Annotated in this window: 13 protein-coding genes; 4 read left to right on the top strand and 9 right to left on the bottom strand. The window is 65.2% G+C overall.

The window, feature by feature from the left end; translation table 11 throughout:
• On the bottom strand, nucleotides 1–1623 hold the full coding sequence (locus IAG25_RS31960) for a D-alanyl-D-alanine carboxypeptidase/D-alanyl-D-alanine-endopeptidase (RefSeq protein ID WP_187608420.1): 1623 nt from the start codon (nucleotides 1621–1623) through the stop codon (nucleotides 1–3).
• Nucleotides 1624–1699: 76 nt separating this feature from the next.
• The gene (gene pdxR / locus IAG25_RS31955; RefSeq protein ID WP_187608419.1) at nucleotides 1700–3154 is read right to left on the bottom strand and encodes a MocR-like pyridoxine biosynthesis transcription factor PdxR; all 1455 of its coding nucleotides are present in this window, start codon (nucleotides 3152–3154) and stop codon (nucleotides 1700–1702) included.
• Between the two features lie 85 nt (nucleotides 3155–3239).
• Here pdxR and IAG25_RS31950 point away from each other — a divergent pair, with 85 nt between their 5' ends.
• Complete coding sequence (locus IAG25_RS31950; RefSeq protein WP_187608418.1) at nucleotides 3240–3863, top strand: FMN-binding negative transcriptional regulator; 624 nt, start codon at nucleotides 3240–3242, stop codon at nucleotides 3861–3863.
• A 24-nt stretch (nucleotides 3864–3887) separates the two neighbouring features.
• Here IAG25_RS31950 and IAG25_RS31945 read toward each other — a convergent pair whose 3' ends face one another.
• From IAG25_RS31945 to IAG25_RS31930, 4 genes are read right to left on the bottom strand one after another with little or no spacing between them, the layout of a single operon-like run.
• The gene (locus IAG25_RS31945; protein ID WP_187608417.1) at nucleotides 3888–5267 is read right to left on the bottom strand and encodes a CoA transferase; all 1380 of its coding nucleotides are present in this window, start codon (nucleotides 5265–5267) and stop codon (nucleotides 3888–3890) included.
• A 54-nt stretch (nucleotides 5268–5321) separates the two neighbouring features.
• Complete coding sequence (gene pdxA / locus IAG25_RS31940; protein WP_187608416.1) at nucleotides 5322–6323, bottom strand: 4-hydroxythreonine-4-phosphate dehydrogenase PdxA; 1002 nt, start codon at nucleotides 6321–6323, stop codon at nucleotides 5322–5324.
• Complete coding sequence (locus tag IAG25_RS31935) at nucleotides 6320–7603, bottom strand: four-carbon acid sugar kinase family protein (protein ID WP_187608415.1); 1284 nt, start codon at nucleotides 7601–7603, stop codon at nucleotides 6320–6322. Before IAG25_RS31935 ends, pdxA begins: the two co-directional genes overlap by 4 nt.
• A complete protein-coding gene (locus IAG25_RS31930) occupies nucleotides 7600–8598 on the bottom strand; it encodes a 2-keto-3-deoxygluconate permease (RefSeq protein WP_187608414.1) in 999 nt (332 codons plus the stop codon). The genes IAG25_RS31935 and IAG25_RS31930 overlap by 4 nt, the downstream gene beginning before the upstream one ends.
• 234 nt (nucleotides 8599–8832) lie before the next feature.
• Here IAG25_RS31930 and IAG25_RS31925 point away from each other — a divergent pair, with 234 nt between their 5' ends.
• Complete coding sequence (locus tag IAG25_RS31925; RefSeq protein ID WP_187608413.1) at nucleotides 8833–9612, top strand: DeoR/GlpR family DNA-binding transcription regulator; 780 nt, start codon at nucleotides 8833–8835, stop codon at nucleotides 9610–9612.
• On the opposite strand, the gene IAG25_RS31920 is transcribed toward IAG25_RS31925, so the two are convergent.
• Nucleotides 9593–10765 (bottom strand): thiolase family protein, encoded by a 1173-nt coding sequence (locus IAG25_RS31920; RefSeq protein ID WP_187608412.1) that lies wholly within the window; start codon nucleotides 10763–10765, stop codon nucleotides 9593–9595. The genes IAG25_RS31925 and IAG25_RS31920 overlap by 20 nt on opposite strands.
• A 33-nt stretch (nucleotides 10766–10798) precedes the next feature.
• On the bottom strand, nucleotides 10799–12100 hold the full coding sequence (locus IAG25_RS31915) for an MFS transporter (RefSeq protein ID WP_187608411.1): 1302 nt from the start codon (nucleotides 12098–12100) through the stop codon (nucleotides 10799–10801).
• A gap of 201 nt (nucleotides 12101–12301) precedes the next feature.
• On the opposite strand from IAG25_RS31915, the gene IAG25_RS31910 reads away from it, so the two are divergent.
• Both IAG25_RS31910 and IAG25_RS31905 read left to right on the top strand, forming a co-directional pair.
• A complete protein-coding gene (locus IAG25_RS31910; protein WP_187608410.1) occupies nucleotides 12302–13057 on the top strand; it encodes an SDR family NAD(P)-dependent oxidoreductase in 756 nt (251 codons plus the stop codon).
• Nucleotides 13058–13072: 15 nt separating this feature from the next.
• Nucleotides 13073–13876 (top strand): enoyl-CoA hydratase/isomerase family protein, encoded by an 804-nt coding sequence (locus IAG25_RS31905; RefSeq protein WP_187608409.1) that lies wholly within the window; start codon nucleotides 13073–13075, stop codon nucleotides 13874–13876.
• 689 nt (nucleotides 13877–14565) lie between these two features.
• Here IAG25_RS31905 and IAG25_RS31900 read toward each other — a convergent pair.
• Nucleotides 14566–15465 carry a LysR substrate-binding domain-containing protein gene (locus IAG25_RS31900; protein WP_187608408.1) on the bottom strand — a complete coding sequence of 300 codons (900 nt, stop codon included), beginning with the start codon at nucleotides 15463–15465 and terminating at the stop codon, nucleotides 14566–14568.
• Nucleotides 15466–15485 lie beyond the last annotated feature (20 nt).

Raw genomic sequence — 15485 nt, 5'->3', positions numbered from 1 at the left:
TCAATACCGCGCCCAGACGATGCCGAGTATCGTCGCTTCGTCGTCGAACACTTCGAGCGTGTCGGTCAGCGCCTGAACCGGTCCGGCGTGGTTGACGAAGAGCGCATAGGCGAGGCGCCGCCCGCTCTTCGCGTCCATGTAACCCGCCATGTTCATCGCGACCATCTGGCCGTTGGTCACGGTCGCGCCGCTTTTCACCCTGATGTGCTCCTTGCCGACGACATCCCGGCCGATGGCCGCGAGCGAGCCATCGATGCCCAGAATCGACAACGCGTCGCGATACACCGGATAGATCGGCAGGCGGCTCATCACGGTGAGCAGCGTCGCGGTCGTGCGCGCGCTCGCACGGCTGTCGGGCGAGCCGCTGCCGTTCGTCGGAAAGTCGAAGCCCGCGCCGTCGATCCCGAGCGTGCCCGTCAGATACCGGCGCTCGGTGACGAGCGCGGCATCGACCGTGCGCGCGCCTTGCGCCAGACCTTGATACATCAGGCTCAGATTGGCGCCGGTGTTCAGGCTTACCTTGAGTATCAGCTTGGCGATTTCGGAGTAGGGCAGCGAGGTGAAGCTCGCCACCTGCGTCGCGCTCGAATAGCTTTGCGCCGATGGCAGCCTGCTTCGGTCATTCGGCTGAACGGCGGGCGTCGAGACGCTGACGCCCGCGCGCGTCAATGCGTCGATGAAGGCGGTGCGCGCGAACGACGGCGGATCTTCCACACGCAGGTTGCTCACATACAGATTGTTGCCGACGAGCGGCGAGGTGTAGCCCATCGGGATCGTCGCGGGCGTGGCGAGGCTCGCCGCGCCCGAGATCGTGCCGTGACAGCCGGGCGCGGCGAGACAACTGAGCGGTCCATCGTCGAGCGCATCGCCCGAGGTGACGATGTCCGCCGCGCTATTGGCCGCCGTCGTGAGCGTCGCGCCCTGCATGGTCATCGCGCTCGTGCGCGGACGCCAGTCGAGCTGACCGGGCTGCCCGGCCGATGTCGGCGCGAGCGTCACGTCGATCACGTTTTCGTTCACGAGAATCGGCGAGATGAGCACGTTGCCGTTGGGCACGCGAAACGCATCGAAAAGCCTGTCATCGACGATGACATCGCCGCTGACCGACGTGATGCCCGCTGCCCTGACCTGTTGCGCGAGCTGGTTGATGGCCGTCAGCGGATCTTCCGGCGTCAGGATCGCGCCGTCGAAGGCGCGCGCCTCGTTGTGATCGAAGTCGGTGAAATCGATGGTGCCGTCCGGTTTCTGCCGCCCGCCGAAGGTGAGATCGCCGGAAGCCTTCAGGATGAGATCGCCCGTGAGCTTGCCCGATGCGTCGAGCGTGCCGTTGCGATAGACCGGCGTTTCGAAGCGATGATCCGCGCCGATGATATTGAGCGCGCTTCCCACCGAGTAGAGCTTGCGCACGGAGCCGGTGAACGAGAGCGTGTCGGGCTGCAGCGCGGCGAGCGTTTCCCCGGTGGTGGCGTCCATCACGACCATCGACCATTGCGAGTTCGCGCTGGTGTAGCGCGGCTTCTTCATCACCTGATCGATGGGATCGTCCGACGAACCGCCGCCGCAACTCGCGGCGAGAAGGCTGGATGCGATCAACAACGGGACAGCCAGGATTCGCGCGCGCATGGTCTTGTTCCCTTCGTTATTTACCGAGAATCAGCATAGGACGCGCGGATTCGGAATACAAAGCGAAAGCGTCGGCTCAACGCTTCGACTGGCCGATCACGCCGGCGAGAATCTGAATTCCCTCGCGGATCTTATCGACCGGCACGCTCGCATAGCCGAGGATCAGACCTGCGGGCCGGGTCCGCGCATCGGCGGTCGGCGCGGCATAAAGCTGCGATACCGGATAGACGCCCACGCCCTTCGCATGCGCGGCGGCGACGAGCGCGGCCTCATCCTTCGAATCGAGAAACGGCAGCCACAGCGTGACATGCAGCCCGGCGGCGGTGCCGGTCACCTGCGCGCTTGGCGGCAGAAGATGCGCGATGGCATCGAGCAACGCCGCGCGACGCCGTTCGTATTCGCGTCGAACGCGCCGCACGTGACGTTCATACGCGCCGCCCTCGATCAGCGATGCGAGCACGCGCTGATCGATGACCGCGGAATGCCGGTCGCTCAGCCTCTTGGCCTGACGAAACACGGGCACGAGATCGTGCGGCAGGATCATGTAGCCGAGCCGGAGATGCGGCGAAAGCGCCTTGGAGAATGTGCCGATGTAGATCACGCGGCCATTCGAATCGATCGATTGCAACGCATCGATCGGGCGCTGCCCGTAACGGAACTCGCCGTCGTAGTCGTCCTCGATGATCCAGGCATCGTGCCGTTGCGCCCATTCGAGCAATTCGAGCCGGCGTCCGACCGGCAACACGCCGCCCAGCGGAAACTGATGCGAGGGCGTCACGTAAGCGAGCCGCGCGCGGCCATCGGCGGGGAGACGGCGCGTGTCGAGACCATGTTCGTCGACGGCAACGGGCAGCGGCACGCCGCCCGACGCTTCGAAGCAATGGCGCGCGATCAGATAGCCGGGGTCTTCGAACGCGAACGTATCGCCGGGATCGAGCAGGACGCGCGCGCATAGATCGAGCGCCTGCTGCGTGCCGTTCACCACGACGATCTGCTCGCTGTCGCAGACGAGCCCACGCGCACGGCCCAGATACGCCTGCAACGCGCGCCGCAGCGAAGCATCGCCTTCGGGCGCGACGTAGTAGAGGCTGTCCGGCTGATGCAGAAGCTCGGCCTGATACGCCCGCTTCCAGATCAGCGAAGGAAAGTCGCGCGAGGACACCGCGCCGTAGAGGAAGTTGACGCTGCCCTGCTTCGTCTGATGAAGGACGGGCATGGGCAGTGTCGAAACGCGCTCGCCGTACGCGGATAACGCAGGCGCGGTGCGGGCAACGCGCGCCGGGCCGGGCGGCGCGAGCGGCACCGGCGGCGTGGCGACACGCGCGACGCGGCCCGCCGATGTGACGAGGAAGCCTTCGGCGGCGAGCTGTTCGTAGGCAGCGGTGACGGTTGTGCGCGAGACGCCCAGATCGGCGGCCAGCGCGCGCGTCGATGGCGCGGATGCGCCCGCGGGCAGCGTGCCGTCGGCTATCTGCGCGCGCAGCAGATCGTAGATGCGTTGTCCCGTGCCGACTCTGTTCAACTGGACCATGTAAAACAACCGAAACTGGATCTTCTTATTGTGCCTGTTTCGAGCGATAGTGACGAAGTTCCATCACCTTTGCCGAGCATTCACGATGTATATCCCGCCGCACTTCGCAGAGACTCGTCCCGAAGAACTTCATCGGATCATTCGCGCGCATGCGCTCGGAATACTCGTCACGCATGACGACGCCGGTCTGGACGCCAATCACATTCCGTTCGAGTTCGATCCCGACCGAGGCACGCACGGACTGCTCACGGCGCATGTCGCGCGCGCCAACGATATCTGGCAGCGGTGCCCGACCGGCACGCCGGTCATGGTGATTTTTCGCGGCGCGGAGGGTTATATCTCGCCGAACTGGTATCCGAGCAAACATGAGGCGCATCGGCAGGTGCCGACCTGGAACTACGAAGTCGTGCATGCGCATGGCGTGCTCACCGTGCGCAACGACGAGCCGTTCGTGCGCGGACTCGTCGCGCGTCTGACGCGCCGGCATGAGGCGAGCGAGCCGAAGCCGTGGAAGATGGGCGACTCGGAGCCCGAGTTCATCGACGGCATGCTGCGCAACATCGTGGGCATCGAGATTGCCGTGACGTCGATCGTGGGCAAATCGAAGCTGAGCCAGAACAAGGAGACGCGCGATCGCATCAATGCCGCCGATACTTTGCAGGCGCGCGGAAATGAGGAGCTTGCTCAGGCGATGTCGCGCGCGGGGTGAGGATCGCGCGTTAGCGAGCCCTCGTCACCACCGCGCCGCCGATGTCCCCGGTTGCTCCGAATCGCGCGCATAGCCCGCAGGCGTGCGCGCCAGTTGCGCGCTCGGCCGCACGGCCATCAATTCGCCGAAGCCGGATTCATACCGCCCGACATACGGCGCGAAATCCGGCTTCGCCGCTTTCAGTCCATCCTCGAGGCGTCCCAGTCCGCGCAGCCAATGCCCCGTCTGCGCGAGCGATATCTGAACATGCCAGCTTCCGCCTTCGCGCTGCTGCTTCCATAGCGCGGCGGCCGCGCCGAACGCCATCAGAAAGCCGCTCGCCATGTCGAGCATCTGCATCGGCAATGGACGCGGCTTGCTTTCGCCCGCCGCTTCGCCTTCGGCTGCGTTGAATCCCATCGCGGTTTGAACGAGCGAATCGAAGCCGCGCCGTTCGGCCCACGGACCGTCGGTGCCATACGCGGTCAGCGACGTATAGACGATCCCCGGCCTGCGCTCCGCCACCTCTTGCGGCCCGAAACCCAGCGACGCGATCCCGCCCGGCCGATACCCCTGCGCGAACACATGCGCATCGTCGATCAAGCGCCAGAGCGTGTCGCGATCCGAAGGCGAGCGAAGATCGAGCAACGCCGAGCGTTTGCCCCGGCTCGTATCCGCAATCGCGGGAATATTCGGCAGATGCGGCCCGTTCACGAGCATCACGTCCGCGCCGAACGCGGCAAGCGCCCGACCGCCGACCGGCCCGGCGAGAATGCGCGTGAAATCGAGCACGCGAAGGCCGTCGAGCGGACGCGCATCGGCGGACAAGGGCGGCAATGCGAGCGGCGGCGCATCGCCGATGCGCGTGATGGTCATCAACGGCTGCGCGGCGATGGCTTGCGCCTGCGGCGTCGCATCCCATTCGTCGAACGTGCGCAGCATCGTGACGACGAGTCCGCGCTCCGCCGCCGCGTTTTCGAAATCGCGACCGCGCCACGCGAGCAACGCGCGCTCGGCATCCTCGCGCGTCGCGGTTTGCGGATCGAGCCCGAGCAGACGCAGCGCGCCATCCTGATGATGCTCGAAGTTCGCATGGATGCGCACGTAGCCATCGGCGCATCGATAGAGCCCGGAAAAGCGTCCCCACGTCTCCGGCTCCTTGCCATCGACCGTGAACGCTCCGGTGCATTCGACCGCCGCATGCGTCATGTCGACAGACACGCGCTGCCGCTCAACGCCACGCAGCGCGCCGAGCTCGCAAGCCGCGAGCGCCGCCGCGCCGATGGTCGCCTGCGCCGCGGCGCCGATCGCAAAGCTGGAAGGAAAAACCGGATCGCGACCCGGAAGGTCGATGAAAGAAAGCGCATCGTCGGGCAAGCCGGCGATGCGCCATATGTCGTGCAGCGTATCGAGAGAGGAAGTCATGGTCGGTCGGCGCGCGTGCTTCGTGTGGAGCACCCATTATCGCGCCAACCGCATTCAATGGCGCCGCGTCGCCAGCTCCGCGCCCTGACGCAGCGCTTCGAGCATGCTGCCTTCATCGGCGATGCCCTTGCCCGCGATATCGAACGCCGTGCCGTGATCGACCGACGTGCGGATCACATCGAGCCCGACCGTCACGTTCACGCCCGCTTCGAGGCCGAGCACCTTCACGGGACCGTGCCCCTGATCGTGATACATCGCGACGACCAGATCGAAGTCGCCACGTCCCGCGCGATAGAAGAGCGTATCGGCGGGCAGCGGGCCGGTCACATCGAGCCCGCGTTCCTGCAGGATTTTCACGGCCGGAATGATCTTTTCCTCTTCCTCGCCGTAGCCGAACAGCCCGTTCTCGCCCGCATGCGGATTGATCCCGCACACGCCGATGCGCGGCTTCTCGATGCCCGCCTTCACGAGCGTCGCGTTGCCGCGTTCGATCGTGCGCTGCACGAGGCCCGGCTCGATCTTGCGGATCGCATCGATGATGCCGATGTGCGTCGTCACATGAATCACGCGCAACTGCGGCGCGACGAGCATCATCGACACTTCGTCTACGCCCGTCAGATGCGCGAGCATCTCCGTGTGGCCGGGAAACTTGTGCCCGCCCGCGTGCAGCGCTTCCTTGTTGAGCGGCGCGGTGCAGATCGCGTCGATCTGATGCGCCTGCGCCAATTCGACCGCGCGCGCGATGTACTGATACGCAGCATCGCCCGCGACGGCGGACAATTCGCCGAAGGGCAGATCGTCGGGAATCAGGCCGAGATCGATGCAATCGATCACGCCCGGCTCATAACGCGCTTCGGTCGCATCCGCGATGCGCCGCACCTTCGCCTTGCCGCCGACGAGTTCGTTGGCGCGCTCGAGACGGCGCGCATCGCCGATCACGAGCGGACGGCACTGCTGATAAACGGCATCGTGCGCGAGGCTCTTGACGACGACTTCCGGGCCTACGCCGCTCGCGTCGCCCATCGTGATGCCGATAACGGGGAGAGTGTTGTTCATGATCTTTCGTCTGGTGATGTCGTGTGCTGGCGCGCGATGGGAATATCCGCGCCGCGCAAATGAAGGTAAGCGCCGAGCAGTGCGTGCTCGCTGCCGAACGCGCCCGCTTTCGTGACGATCGAGGGCCCTTTGCCGCCCGATGGCCGGCCGAGCGCGACACCCGCTTCGATTTCGCGCACGAGTTCGAGGCTGCCGACGTTCGCGGCGGCGAGGATCGCGCGGGCGGTTTCGCCGCCGGTCGCGATCAGTCCGCCGAGCGCGTCGAAGTGAGGCGCGACGAGCGCCGCGAGCGCGTTCGACAGCAGCGCGCCTTCCGCGGGATCGAACGCGTCGTCGCGGCCGATGCGCACGATCGCGTCTTGCCTGTCGCGCACCGAATCGCCGATCCGTTCATGCCACGCGAGCCATTGCGGATGACGCGCGCCATCGCGCAACACGGCGGGCGGCACGATCATTTCGCGCACGCCGGCTTCGGCGCACAGCAGCGCGCATTGACGCTCGGAGATCGCGGAGAGGCTGCCGACGAGCGCGAGGATCGGGCCTTGCGCGGGGTCAATCAAGCTTGCCGGATGGGGGGAAGTATCGGCATCGAAGAGATCGGGCAACGCGGCCAGTTCGCGCGCGAGCCCGCCCGAGCCGACCCAGAAAAACGGCGCGTCGATCGATGCGGTCACGCGTGCGAGCGCGGCGAGATCGTCGCCGGTTTCGGCATCGACGATGATCGCGTCGATGCCATGCGCCGATGCCGCCGCCGACGCGACCATCGCGGCGACATCCTGCGGCGCGGCGCGAAACGCATCGAGCGACACGTGCGCGACGCGCAGGCCCACCATGTCGAGCATCCCGCGCAGTCCCGCGTTCTGCCCGGCGTTTTCGAGTTGCCACGTTTCGGTGTCTTCGAGCGGCACGCCGCGCACGAACACGCGGCCATCGCGCACCGTGCGGCCCGTCGCGGGAAACGCGGGCGTGACGATCGCCGGTCCGGCGATGCGCGTCAACGCCGCGACTTCGGCGGTCCAGTTGCCGCGCAAGGTCGAATCGATCTTCTTGTAGAGACGCCGGCCCGGCGCGCGCAGCGTCTGCCATGCGCTCGCCGTGCGCTTCGCGGCGTCGGCGGGCGTGAGGCGGCGCGTGTCGGTGTCGGCGGCGATGACCGTCGCGTTCGCGTGCGATGCATCCGCATCGAGCGAGACGACGGTTTGCAGGCCGGCCGCCGCGAAGGGGATCGCGCAATCGGCCGCGCCCGACAGATCGTCGGCGACGATCAGCAAGCTCTTCATTGCGTGGCCTCGCGTGTCTTCGACGACGAACGCGCATCGAGCCGCGCGTTCACGCGTTTTGCGATCGAGGCGGTAAGGATCGGCGACACGATCGCCGTCACGACCACGCATGCCGCGACGAGCAGCGTCGCGGACTTGGCCGCGTCGGCATAAACCGGATTGGCCGCCGCGATCAGCGCCGGAACGGCGGCCGCGTTACCCGCCGTGTTCGCCGCTGCCGCGCCCGCCACGCCCGTGCCGCCCGTCAGACGATCCGCGAAATAGAGCGGAATGCCCGTCACGACGACGACCGCGAAGCCCAGGCCGATGCCGAGCAGACCGGCTTGCCAGACCTTGTGCAGATCGAGGCTCGCGCCGAGCGCCAGCGCGAAGAACGGAATCATCACCGGGACGGCGCGGCCGAGAAACTCTCGCATCTCGCGATCGAGATTGCCGAGCAGCATGCCGACCGCGAGCGGCAGAATGCTGCCGACGAGCGTCGGCCAAGGAAACGCCGAGAGGCCCGCGACGCCGAGCGTGACCATCGTCAGGAACGGGCCGGATTCGAGCGACATGATCGTGTATGCGCCCACGTCTTCCGAGCGGCCGTACTGGCCCATCAGCGCCATGTAGAGCCCGCCGTTGGTGTCGTTCATCGCGGCGACGACAGCCAGCGTCGAGATGCCCGCGAACAGGCCCGACGTGACCGGCTGCTCGCCGAGGAAATGACCGAGCACGATGCCCGCGACGATCGCCGTGCCGACCTTCGTCGCGAACAGCGCGCCGCCTTTCCTGAGGAGATAGGGCGTCGCCTTCACGTCGATGCTTGCGCCCATGCAGACATAGAACACCGCGAGAATCGGCAGCGATCCGGTGAAGAGCGCGTTCGTGAACGAACCGAAGAACTTCGGCATGTTCGGCGCGAACGTCGCGATCAGCGAGCCGATCAGAAGCGGAACGATCATCATGCCGCCGGGCACGCGCTCGACGGCGCGCTTGATATGAATCTGAGCCATACATGTCTCCAGAGTGGTTTCTGCCCGGTTCGATCATAAAGTGATTGAACCGGGCAATTCGGAGTGTAGCCCTCCGGTCCGTTTTGCGCAAACCGGTCGTCGTGCGTGTTTATCCTGATCGAACCGATCAAATCGATCGCGATACGCTCAGAGTAATCGCAAGCATCGGACGGACCCGGCCGGTTCGCTACACTGTGCGGCGCCGTCAGAACCGAAAAGAACTCAGGGAACAGGATGAAAGTCGAGAAACGCCGCGAAGCCATGCTCAGGGCCGTGCTCTCCGGCATGAACGATGTCGCCGCGCTGTGCGATCACTTCGGCATGTCGGAGGCGACGGTGCGCCGCGACCTGCGCGCGCTCGCCGACGAGCGGCGCATCGTGCGCACGTATGGCGGCGCGGCATCGGTGGGCATGCACGAGCCGGAAGAATCGCTCGATACGCGGCGCGAGAGCTTTCGCGAGCAAAAGGAAGCGATCGCGCGCGCGGCGGCGCGTCACGTGCAGGACGGCGACACGATCTTCCTCGACGGCGGCACGACCAACGCGGCGCTCGCTCGCGCGCTCGCCGGCCGCTCGGAAGTGCACGTCGTGACGAACAATCTGCTCGCGGTCAATGTGCTCGCGTCGGCGGACGTGCGCGTGACGCTGATCGGCGGCGACGTGCGGCCATCGAGCATGAGCACGCTCGGGCCCATCGCGCAGGTGGCGCTCACGCGCGTGACGTTCGACAAGGCGTTTCTCGGCGCGGACGGCGTCGTCGCAGGACGCGGACTGTGCGAGGCGACAGCGGAGCAGGCGTTTTTGAAGGAGTGCATCGCGGGCCAGGCGGCGAGCGTGTTCGTGCTGGTCACGTCGAACAAACTCGAACGCGCGAACCAGCAGCACTGGACGCCGCTGGAGCGCGACTGGACGCTCGTCACCGATACATTGGCCGAAGCGCCGGTGCTCGCGCGCTTCGAGGAGCGGGGGAATGTGACGGTGGAATGCGCCGAGCTTACGTCGAAAGAATCGTGACCAGCGCGACGGCCGAATCGCCCGCGAGCTGACCGCCGTTGTTCTCCGCGAGCGCGACCTTCGCATTCGGACGTTGCCGCGCGCCGGCCCGGCCGCGCAACTGCTCGGTGAGTTCGACGATCTGCGCGACGCCCGTCGCGCCGACCGGATGACCGCGCGAGAGCAGGCCGCCGCTCGGATTCACCGAAATCCTTCCGCCGATGCCGGTATCGCCGGAACGGATCAGCTTCGGCGCATCGCCGGGTGCGCACAGACCGAGGTTCTCGTAGTGGATGAGTTCGGCGGGCGCGGAGGCATCGTGCAATTCGACGACGTCCACGTCTTCCGGTCCGATGCCCGCTTCCTCATACGCTGCGCGTGCCGCACGCACCGCGACGAGCTCGCCGGAGCCGTCCGCTTTCGCCGACACGATCGAGCTCGCGCGAATGTACACCGGGCGAATGTCGTGCTTCGCGGCGAATTCCTCGGAGCAGATGAACACGGCCGCGCCGCCATCGCCGATCGACGAGCACATGAAGAGCGTCAGCGGATCGCTGACCATGCGGCTCGTCAGCACTTCCTCGACGCTCGTTTCCTTGCGGAACTGCGCATGCGGGTTCAGCGAGCCCGCATGACGGCTCTTCACGACGACGCGTGCGAAGTCGCTCGCCTCGGCGCCGGTCTTTTCCATCCACTTGCGCGCTTTCGCGGCGTACAGGTCCATGAAGAGCGAGCCGGTTCCGGTCGTGACGCCTTCGGGCAGCGGCTCTTCGAGATCGACGGCCTTCGCGAACGCGCCGAACGAAACCGCCTTGTCTTCGTGCGACAGCTTTTCGACGCCGACGACGAGCGCCGTCTCCGCCTGCCCCGACGCCACCGCGAGCCACGCGAGATTCAGCGCCGAGCTGCCGGACGCGCAGGCGTTCTCGACGTTGAACATCGGTTTGCCGTCGAGCCCGGTGTTGCGCAGCGACGACTGCGCGCGAATCATTTCCTGTCCCGTGACGACGCCCGCCGCCGCGTTGCCGAAGAACACGCGGTCGACATCGTTCACGCCGACATGCGCGTCCTTCAACGCGAGCGACACTGCTTCTTCCGCGAGCGACTTCAGATTGCGTTCGAGAAACTTGCCGAAGGGCGTCATGCCGACGCCGCCGATCACTACTTTGCGCATGGTTGTCTCCATTGCATTAGATAAAAGAAAGCCTTAATCCAGCGTCTTGCCGCGCGTTTCCGGCATGCGCGCATAGACGATGCAGCTCGCCGCGCACACGACGGCCACGTAGATCCAGAGGTATTGCGAGAGACCGGCGCTGTTCATCGCCGTGACGATGGTGGGCAGCGTGCCGCCGAAGAGCGCGGCCGAGACCGCGTAAGGCAGCGCGACGCCCGTCGCCCGGACATGCGCGGGGAACTGCTCGGCCATCACGGTCGCGCAGGTCGCGGCGAATCCGGACGACAGCAACATGCCGATGGTGACGATGACCGTCGCGCTCCAGTAGTCATTGGTGAGAAAGTGCAGCGCGGGATACGCGAAGAGCGCGGAGCCTGCGGCGAACGCGATCAGCACCGGCTTGCGGCCGATGCGGTCGGACAACATGCCGAGCAGCGGAATCGCGACGAGCGACACGACGATCGAGACGACGCTCGCGCTGAACGCATCGCGCAGCGGCAGGCCGCGCATGTGGGCGAGCGTCGGGAACATCACGAGCCAGAGATAGACGCAGAGATTGCCCGCCATCGCGATCCCGATCACGCGCAACGCGGCGCGCCGATGCTCGCGCAGGATCGTCGCGACCGGATGACGCGTGTGCTGACGCGACGAGACGTTCTTCTTGAACGCATCGGTTTCGGAAACGGCCAGGCGAAACCACAACGCGACGAAGCCCATCAGTCCGGCGATCGTGAACGCGATGCGCCAGCCCCACGCGGCCATCGCGGGCGCATCGATCATCGATGTGAGCAGCGCACCGATCGACGCCGCCACGAGCACGCCGCCGTTCACCGCGAAGTGTTGCCACGATCCCGCGAAACCGCGCCGCGCGGGCGATGCGGATTCCATCAGAAAGGTCGATGCCGAACCGAACTCGCCGCCGGCCGCGAAACCCTGCACGAGCCGTGCGGCGACGAGCACGAGCGGCGCCGCGATGCCGATGGACGCATAGCCGGGACACGCCGCGATGACGAGCGAACTGCCCGCCATCAGCGCGACGGACAGCGCGAGGCCGTTCTTGCGGCCGCGACGGTCGGCATACGCGCCGAGCAGCGCGCCGCCGATGGGCCGCATCACGAAGCCGACCGCGAACACGGCGAAGGCCGCGAGCAGCGCGATGCTCGCGTTGTTCGCCGGAAAGAACTGCCGCGAGAACAGCGACGCGAACGTCGCATAGATGATCCAGTCCGTGAACTCGACGATGGTGCCGAGCGTCGCCGCGACGATCGCTTTTCGCTGTGCGCCGGTGAGCGGCGTTGCGGCCGGCTCGGCTACGTTGGGAAGCGTGGTGTCCATGATGCGTCTCCGTGTGTGTTTGTGATGGACGCATCGTAGGTTTGGCTTTTCGCGCGCTCAAACGACATTTTTTGCGTGCTCGATTGACTTCTTCTCAATCGAAAACGCGCGCACGAAAACTCAATCGACGGCGCAAAAAATGTCGTTTGAGGCGCGGCATGGAGCGGCCTAGCATCGGGGCATTCGTTCAAGGAGACAGCAATGAATGCTTCATCACAGGAAGTCGCGATCGTCACGGGCGGCGCGAAGGGCATCGGCTTTGGTATCGCTCGGACGCTGGCACGCGACGGCAAGCGCATCGCGCTTTTCGATCTCGATCGCGCCGCGCTCGACGAAGCCTCGACGATGCTCGCCGCATCCGGCGCGGAAGTGATCGCGCTGCCCGTCGATGTGACGAAGAGCGAGTCGGTGAACGGCTCGGTCGATGCGGTGATCGAGCGTTACGGGCGCATCGACGTGCTCGTGAACAATGCGGGCATCGTGCGCGACAAGCGCATCACGCGCATGAGCGACGACGACTGGGACGCGGTCATCGACGTGAATCTCAAGTCGCAATTCCTCTGTTGCCGCGCGGTGCTTGCGCACATGAGCGCGGCGAAGCACGGGCGCATCGTGAACATCTCGTCGCGTGCGTGGCTCGGCGGCGTGGGGCAGGCGAACTATTCGGCGGCGAAGGGCGGCGTGGTGAGTCTCACGCGCAGTCTCGCGCTCGAATGGGCGAAGGACGGCATCACGGTGAATGCGGTCGCGCCGGGCATCGTCGATACGCCGCTCTTTCAGGCTTTCGACGCGGCGTTGCAAGAGAAGCTGAAGAAGTCGGTGCCGGTGCAGCGTATTGGCACGCCGGAGGATATCGCGGAGGCGGTGCGCTTTTTCGCGCGGCGCGAGGCGTCGTACATCACCGGGCAGACGCTCTATGTGTGCGGCGGGCGCTCGCTGTCGTCGCCGAGCGTTTGAGTCGAGGAGGACATCATGACCATTCGCTACACCGTCTCCGATCACGTCGCTGTCGTGACGCTCGACCGGCCTGAAGCGCTCAATGCGCTCGATATCGACACGCTCGCCGAACTGCGCGCGCGTCTTGCCGATGCCCGCGACGACGATGATGTTCGCGTGATCGTCATCACCGGCGCGGGCGCGAAGTCGTTCTGCGTGGGCGCGGATTTGAAGCGTACGCTGCCGCCGTCGACATCGTTCGGATCGTCGTTCGTGAAGTCGATCGATCGTGCGGGCGCCGAAGGCATCTATGTGCGGCTGATGGAGCTGAGTTCGTTGCGTATCTTCAAGCCGATCATCGGCGCGATCAACGGTTATTGCCTGGGCGGCGGGCTGGAGCTCGCGTTGCAGTGCGATTTGCGTATCGCGTCGAGGAGTGCGGTTTTTGGCTTGCCCGAAGCGGTCGTCGCGAGCATTCCCGCCGTGTGCGGCATTCAGGCGTTGCAGCGCGCGGTGCCGTCGGCTATCGCGATGAAGATGCTCTTTACCGGTGCCAAGGTTGATGCGGAGTATGCGCATCGCGTTGGATTGATATCGGATATCTGCGAGCCGGAAGCTTTGATGGACGATGCGCTGGAACTCGCGCGCACGATCGCATCGAATGGACCGCTCGCGGTGCAGATGATCAAGAAGGTTATCGAGACTAGTGCGAATGTGCCTTTAGCGCAGGCACTTGAGTTCACTGAACTCGCCTGGGGCGCGATGAGGGAGTCGGAAGATCGTGTGGAAGGGCGCAAGGCGTTTGCCGAGAAGCGTAAGCCTCGGTATAGGGGGCGGTAGTTTGGCTTTTTGCGGGGGCTTTCGTGGAATCCTGCTTTCGTGTCGGTCTATTAGCACTGCCCCTCCCCGGGGCGGGGGTCACTTTCTTTGCTGCTGCAAAGAAAGTAACCAAAGAAAGCAGCTTCTCACCGCCCGCGGTCACACGTAGTTTGGCCATGCTTGCCAGCCCGCGGTGGCACTCGCCTAAGTGTCGCCCTCGAAGGCCCAGTCGGGCTTGGCTCGCGCACGGTCTGCCGCGCTAGAAGTTATAGCGCGCTGGTTCAGCACGAAATAGCTTCGGCACAGCGCTACGCGCTGCCGTTGGGTATGCGAGGGAAACCGTCGAGAAAAGATGGAAGCATCAGCAAAGAAGCGCATGCAAACCCGATGGACCGGTCGGCCGCGAAGCGGGCCGGAGCTATTTGGTGCTGAACCAGTTTTCTGTGTGGTGCGATGAGTCAGACCGTGCGCGGTCCAAGCCCCGCGAGACCTTCGAGGGCACTCGCTATAGCCGGGCCATTAGGCCAATTGCCTGTGCCGCGGCCGGTGTGAAGTGCTTAGGCTGGGGATAGCTGTTTCTTTGGTTACTTTCTTTGCAGCAGCAAAGAAAGTGACCCCCGCCCCGGGGAGGGGCAGAGCTAATAGACCGACATGAAATCAGGATTCCATAGAAGCCCGACCGAAAAACCGAACGACCAACCCCTAACCCATCACGACGAAGCTTCCCCCGTAGAAAGCAACCAAGTACGAAACGCCGCAAACTCAGGACTAGAAAGATGCGCAGGCGGATAGATGAGGTAGTAAGTAAAAGCCCCAAGATCAAGCACGAAAGAAAAAGGCATAACGAGCGAGCCCGCGCTCAACTGATCCGCAACGAGCACACGTTGCGCCATCGCGATGCCGTGCCCTTGCGTCGCCGCGAAATACGCGAGGATCGAGCTTTCGTAACTAAGCCCGCCGAGCGGATTCACGCCATGAACGCCGGCGGCATCGAGCCACTTCGCCCAGTCTTCGCGGCGCGCGAGCGAATGCAGCAACGGAACGTGGCGAAGAGAACCGGGCGTCGCATCGTTGAGATCGGGATGCGCGCTCAGAAACGAAGGGCTGCACACCGGCACGAGTTCATTCGGCACGAGCCGGTCGAACCCGAGATCGGACGAAGGCGCGTGCGACAGACGAATCGCCGCATCGACGTCCTCGGTGTTGAAGTCGACCGGTTGCAGCGACGTCGTCAGGCTCACTTCGATATCCGGATGGTCGCGATGGAACGTCGAGAGACGCGGCAGCAGCCAGTTCATCGAGAAGGTCGTGTAAGCGCGGATCTTCAGTGTGCGGCGCTTCCTCGCCTCGGTGAGATTGACGGTCGCGGTGCGCAAGGTGTCGAAGCTGCGGATCACGTCGGCGAGATAGCGCGAGCCCATCGGCGTCAATGTGATCGCGCGATGTCCGCGCTCGAAGAGCAGCACGCCGAGCTGGTCTTCGAGAAGCTTGATCTGGCGGCTGACGGCGGCGGGCGTGACGTTCAGCTCGTCGGCGGCGAGCTGGACGCTGAGCAACCGCCCGCAGACTTCGAAGGCGCGCAGCGCATTGAGTGACGGAAGGGTTCGCATCGAACGATGTTAGCAACGCG

This window comes from Caballeronia sp. EK (assembly GCF_014384845.1).
Lineage (GTDB): Bacteria > Pseudomonadota > Gammaproteobacteria > Burkholderiales > Burkholderiaceae > Caballeronia > Caballeronia jiangsuensis.
This window is presented reverse-complemented; position numbering and strand designations above follow the sequence as displayed.

Bases quoted from the DNA above. Each gene is read 5' to 3' on its own strand.
- IAG25_RS31925 (WP_187608413.1), top strand. From the start codon at position 8,833: ATGAAAGTCGAGAAACGCCGCGAAGCCATGCTCAGGGCCGTGCTCTCC.
- IAG25_RS31910 (WP_187608410.1), top strand. From the start codon at position 12,302: ATGAATGCTTCATCACAGGAAGTCGCGATCGTCACGGGCGGCGCGAAG.
- IAG25_RS31960 (WP_187608420.1), bottom strand. From the start codon at position 1,623: ATGCGCGCGCGAATCCTGGCTGTCCCGTTGTTGATCGCATCCAGCCTT.
- IAG25_RS31935 (WP_187608415.1), bottom strand. From the start codon at position 7,603: ATGAAGAGCTTGCTGATCGTCGCCGACGATCTGTCGGGCGCGGCCGAT.
- pdxR (WP_187608419.1), bottom strand. From the start codon at position 3,154: ATGGTCCAGTTGAACAGAGTCGGCACGGGACAACGCATCTACGATCTG.
- IAG25_RS31915 (WP_187608411.1), bottom strand. From the start codon at position 12,100: ATGGACACCACGCTTCCCAACGTAGCCGAGCCGGCCGCAACGCCGCTC.
- IAG25_RS31950 (WP_187608418.1), top strand. From the start codon at position 3,240: ATGTATATCCCGCCGCACTTCGCAGAGACTCGTCCCGAAGAACTTCAT.
- IAG25_RS31930 (WP_187608414.1), bottom strand. From the start codon at position 8,598: ATGGCTCAGATTCATATCAAGCGCGCCGTCGAGCGCGTGCCCGGCGGC.
- pdxA (WP_187608416.1), bottom strand. From the start codon at position 6,323: ATGAACAACACTCTCCCCGTTATCGGCATCACGATGGGCGACGCGAGC.
- IAG25_RS31920 (WP_187608412.1), bottom strand. From the start codon at position 10,765: ATGCGCAAAGTAGTGATCGGCGGCGTCGGCATGACGCCCTTCGGCAAG.
- IAG25_RS31900 (WP_187608408.1), bottom strand. From the start codon at position 15,465: ATGCGAACCCTTCCGTCACTCAATGCGCTGCGCGCCTTCGAAGTCTGC.
- IAG25_RS31905 (WP_187608409.1), top strand. From the start codon at position 13,073: ATGACCATTCGCTACACCGTCTCCGATCACGTCGCTGTCGTGACGCTC.
- IAG25_RS31945 (WP_187608417.1), bottom strand. From the start codon at position 5,267: ATGACTTCCTCTCTCGATACGCTGCACGACATATGGCGCATCGCCGGC.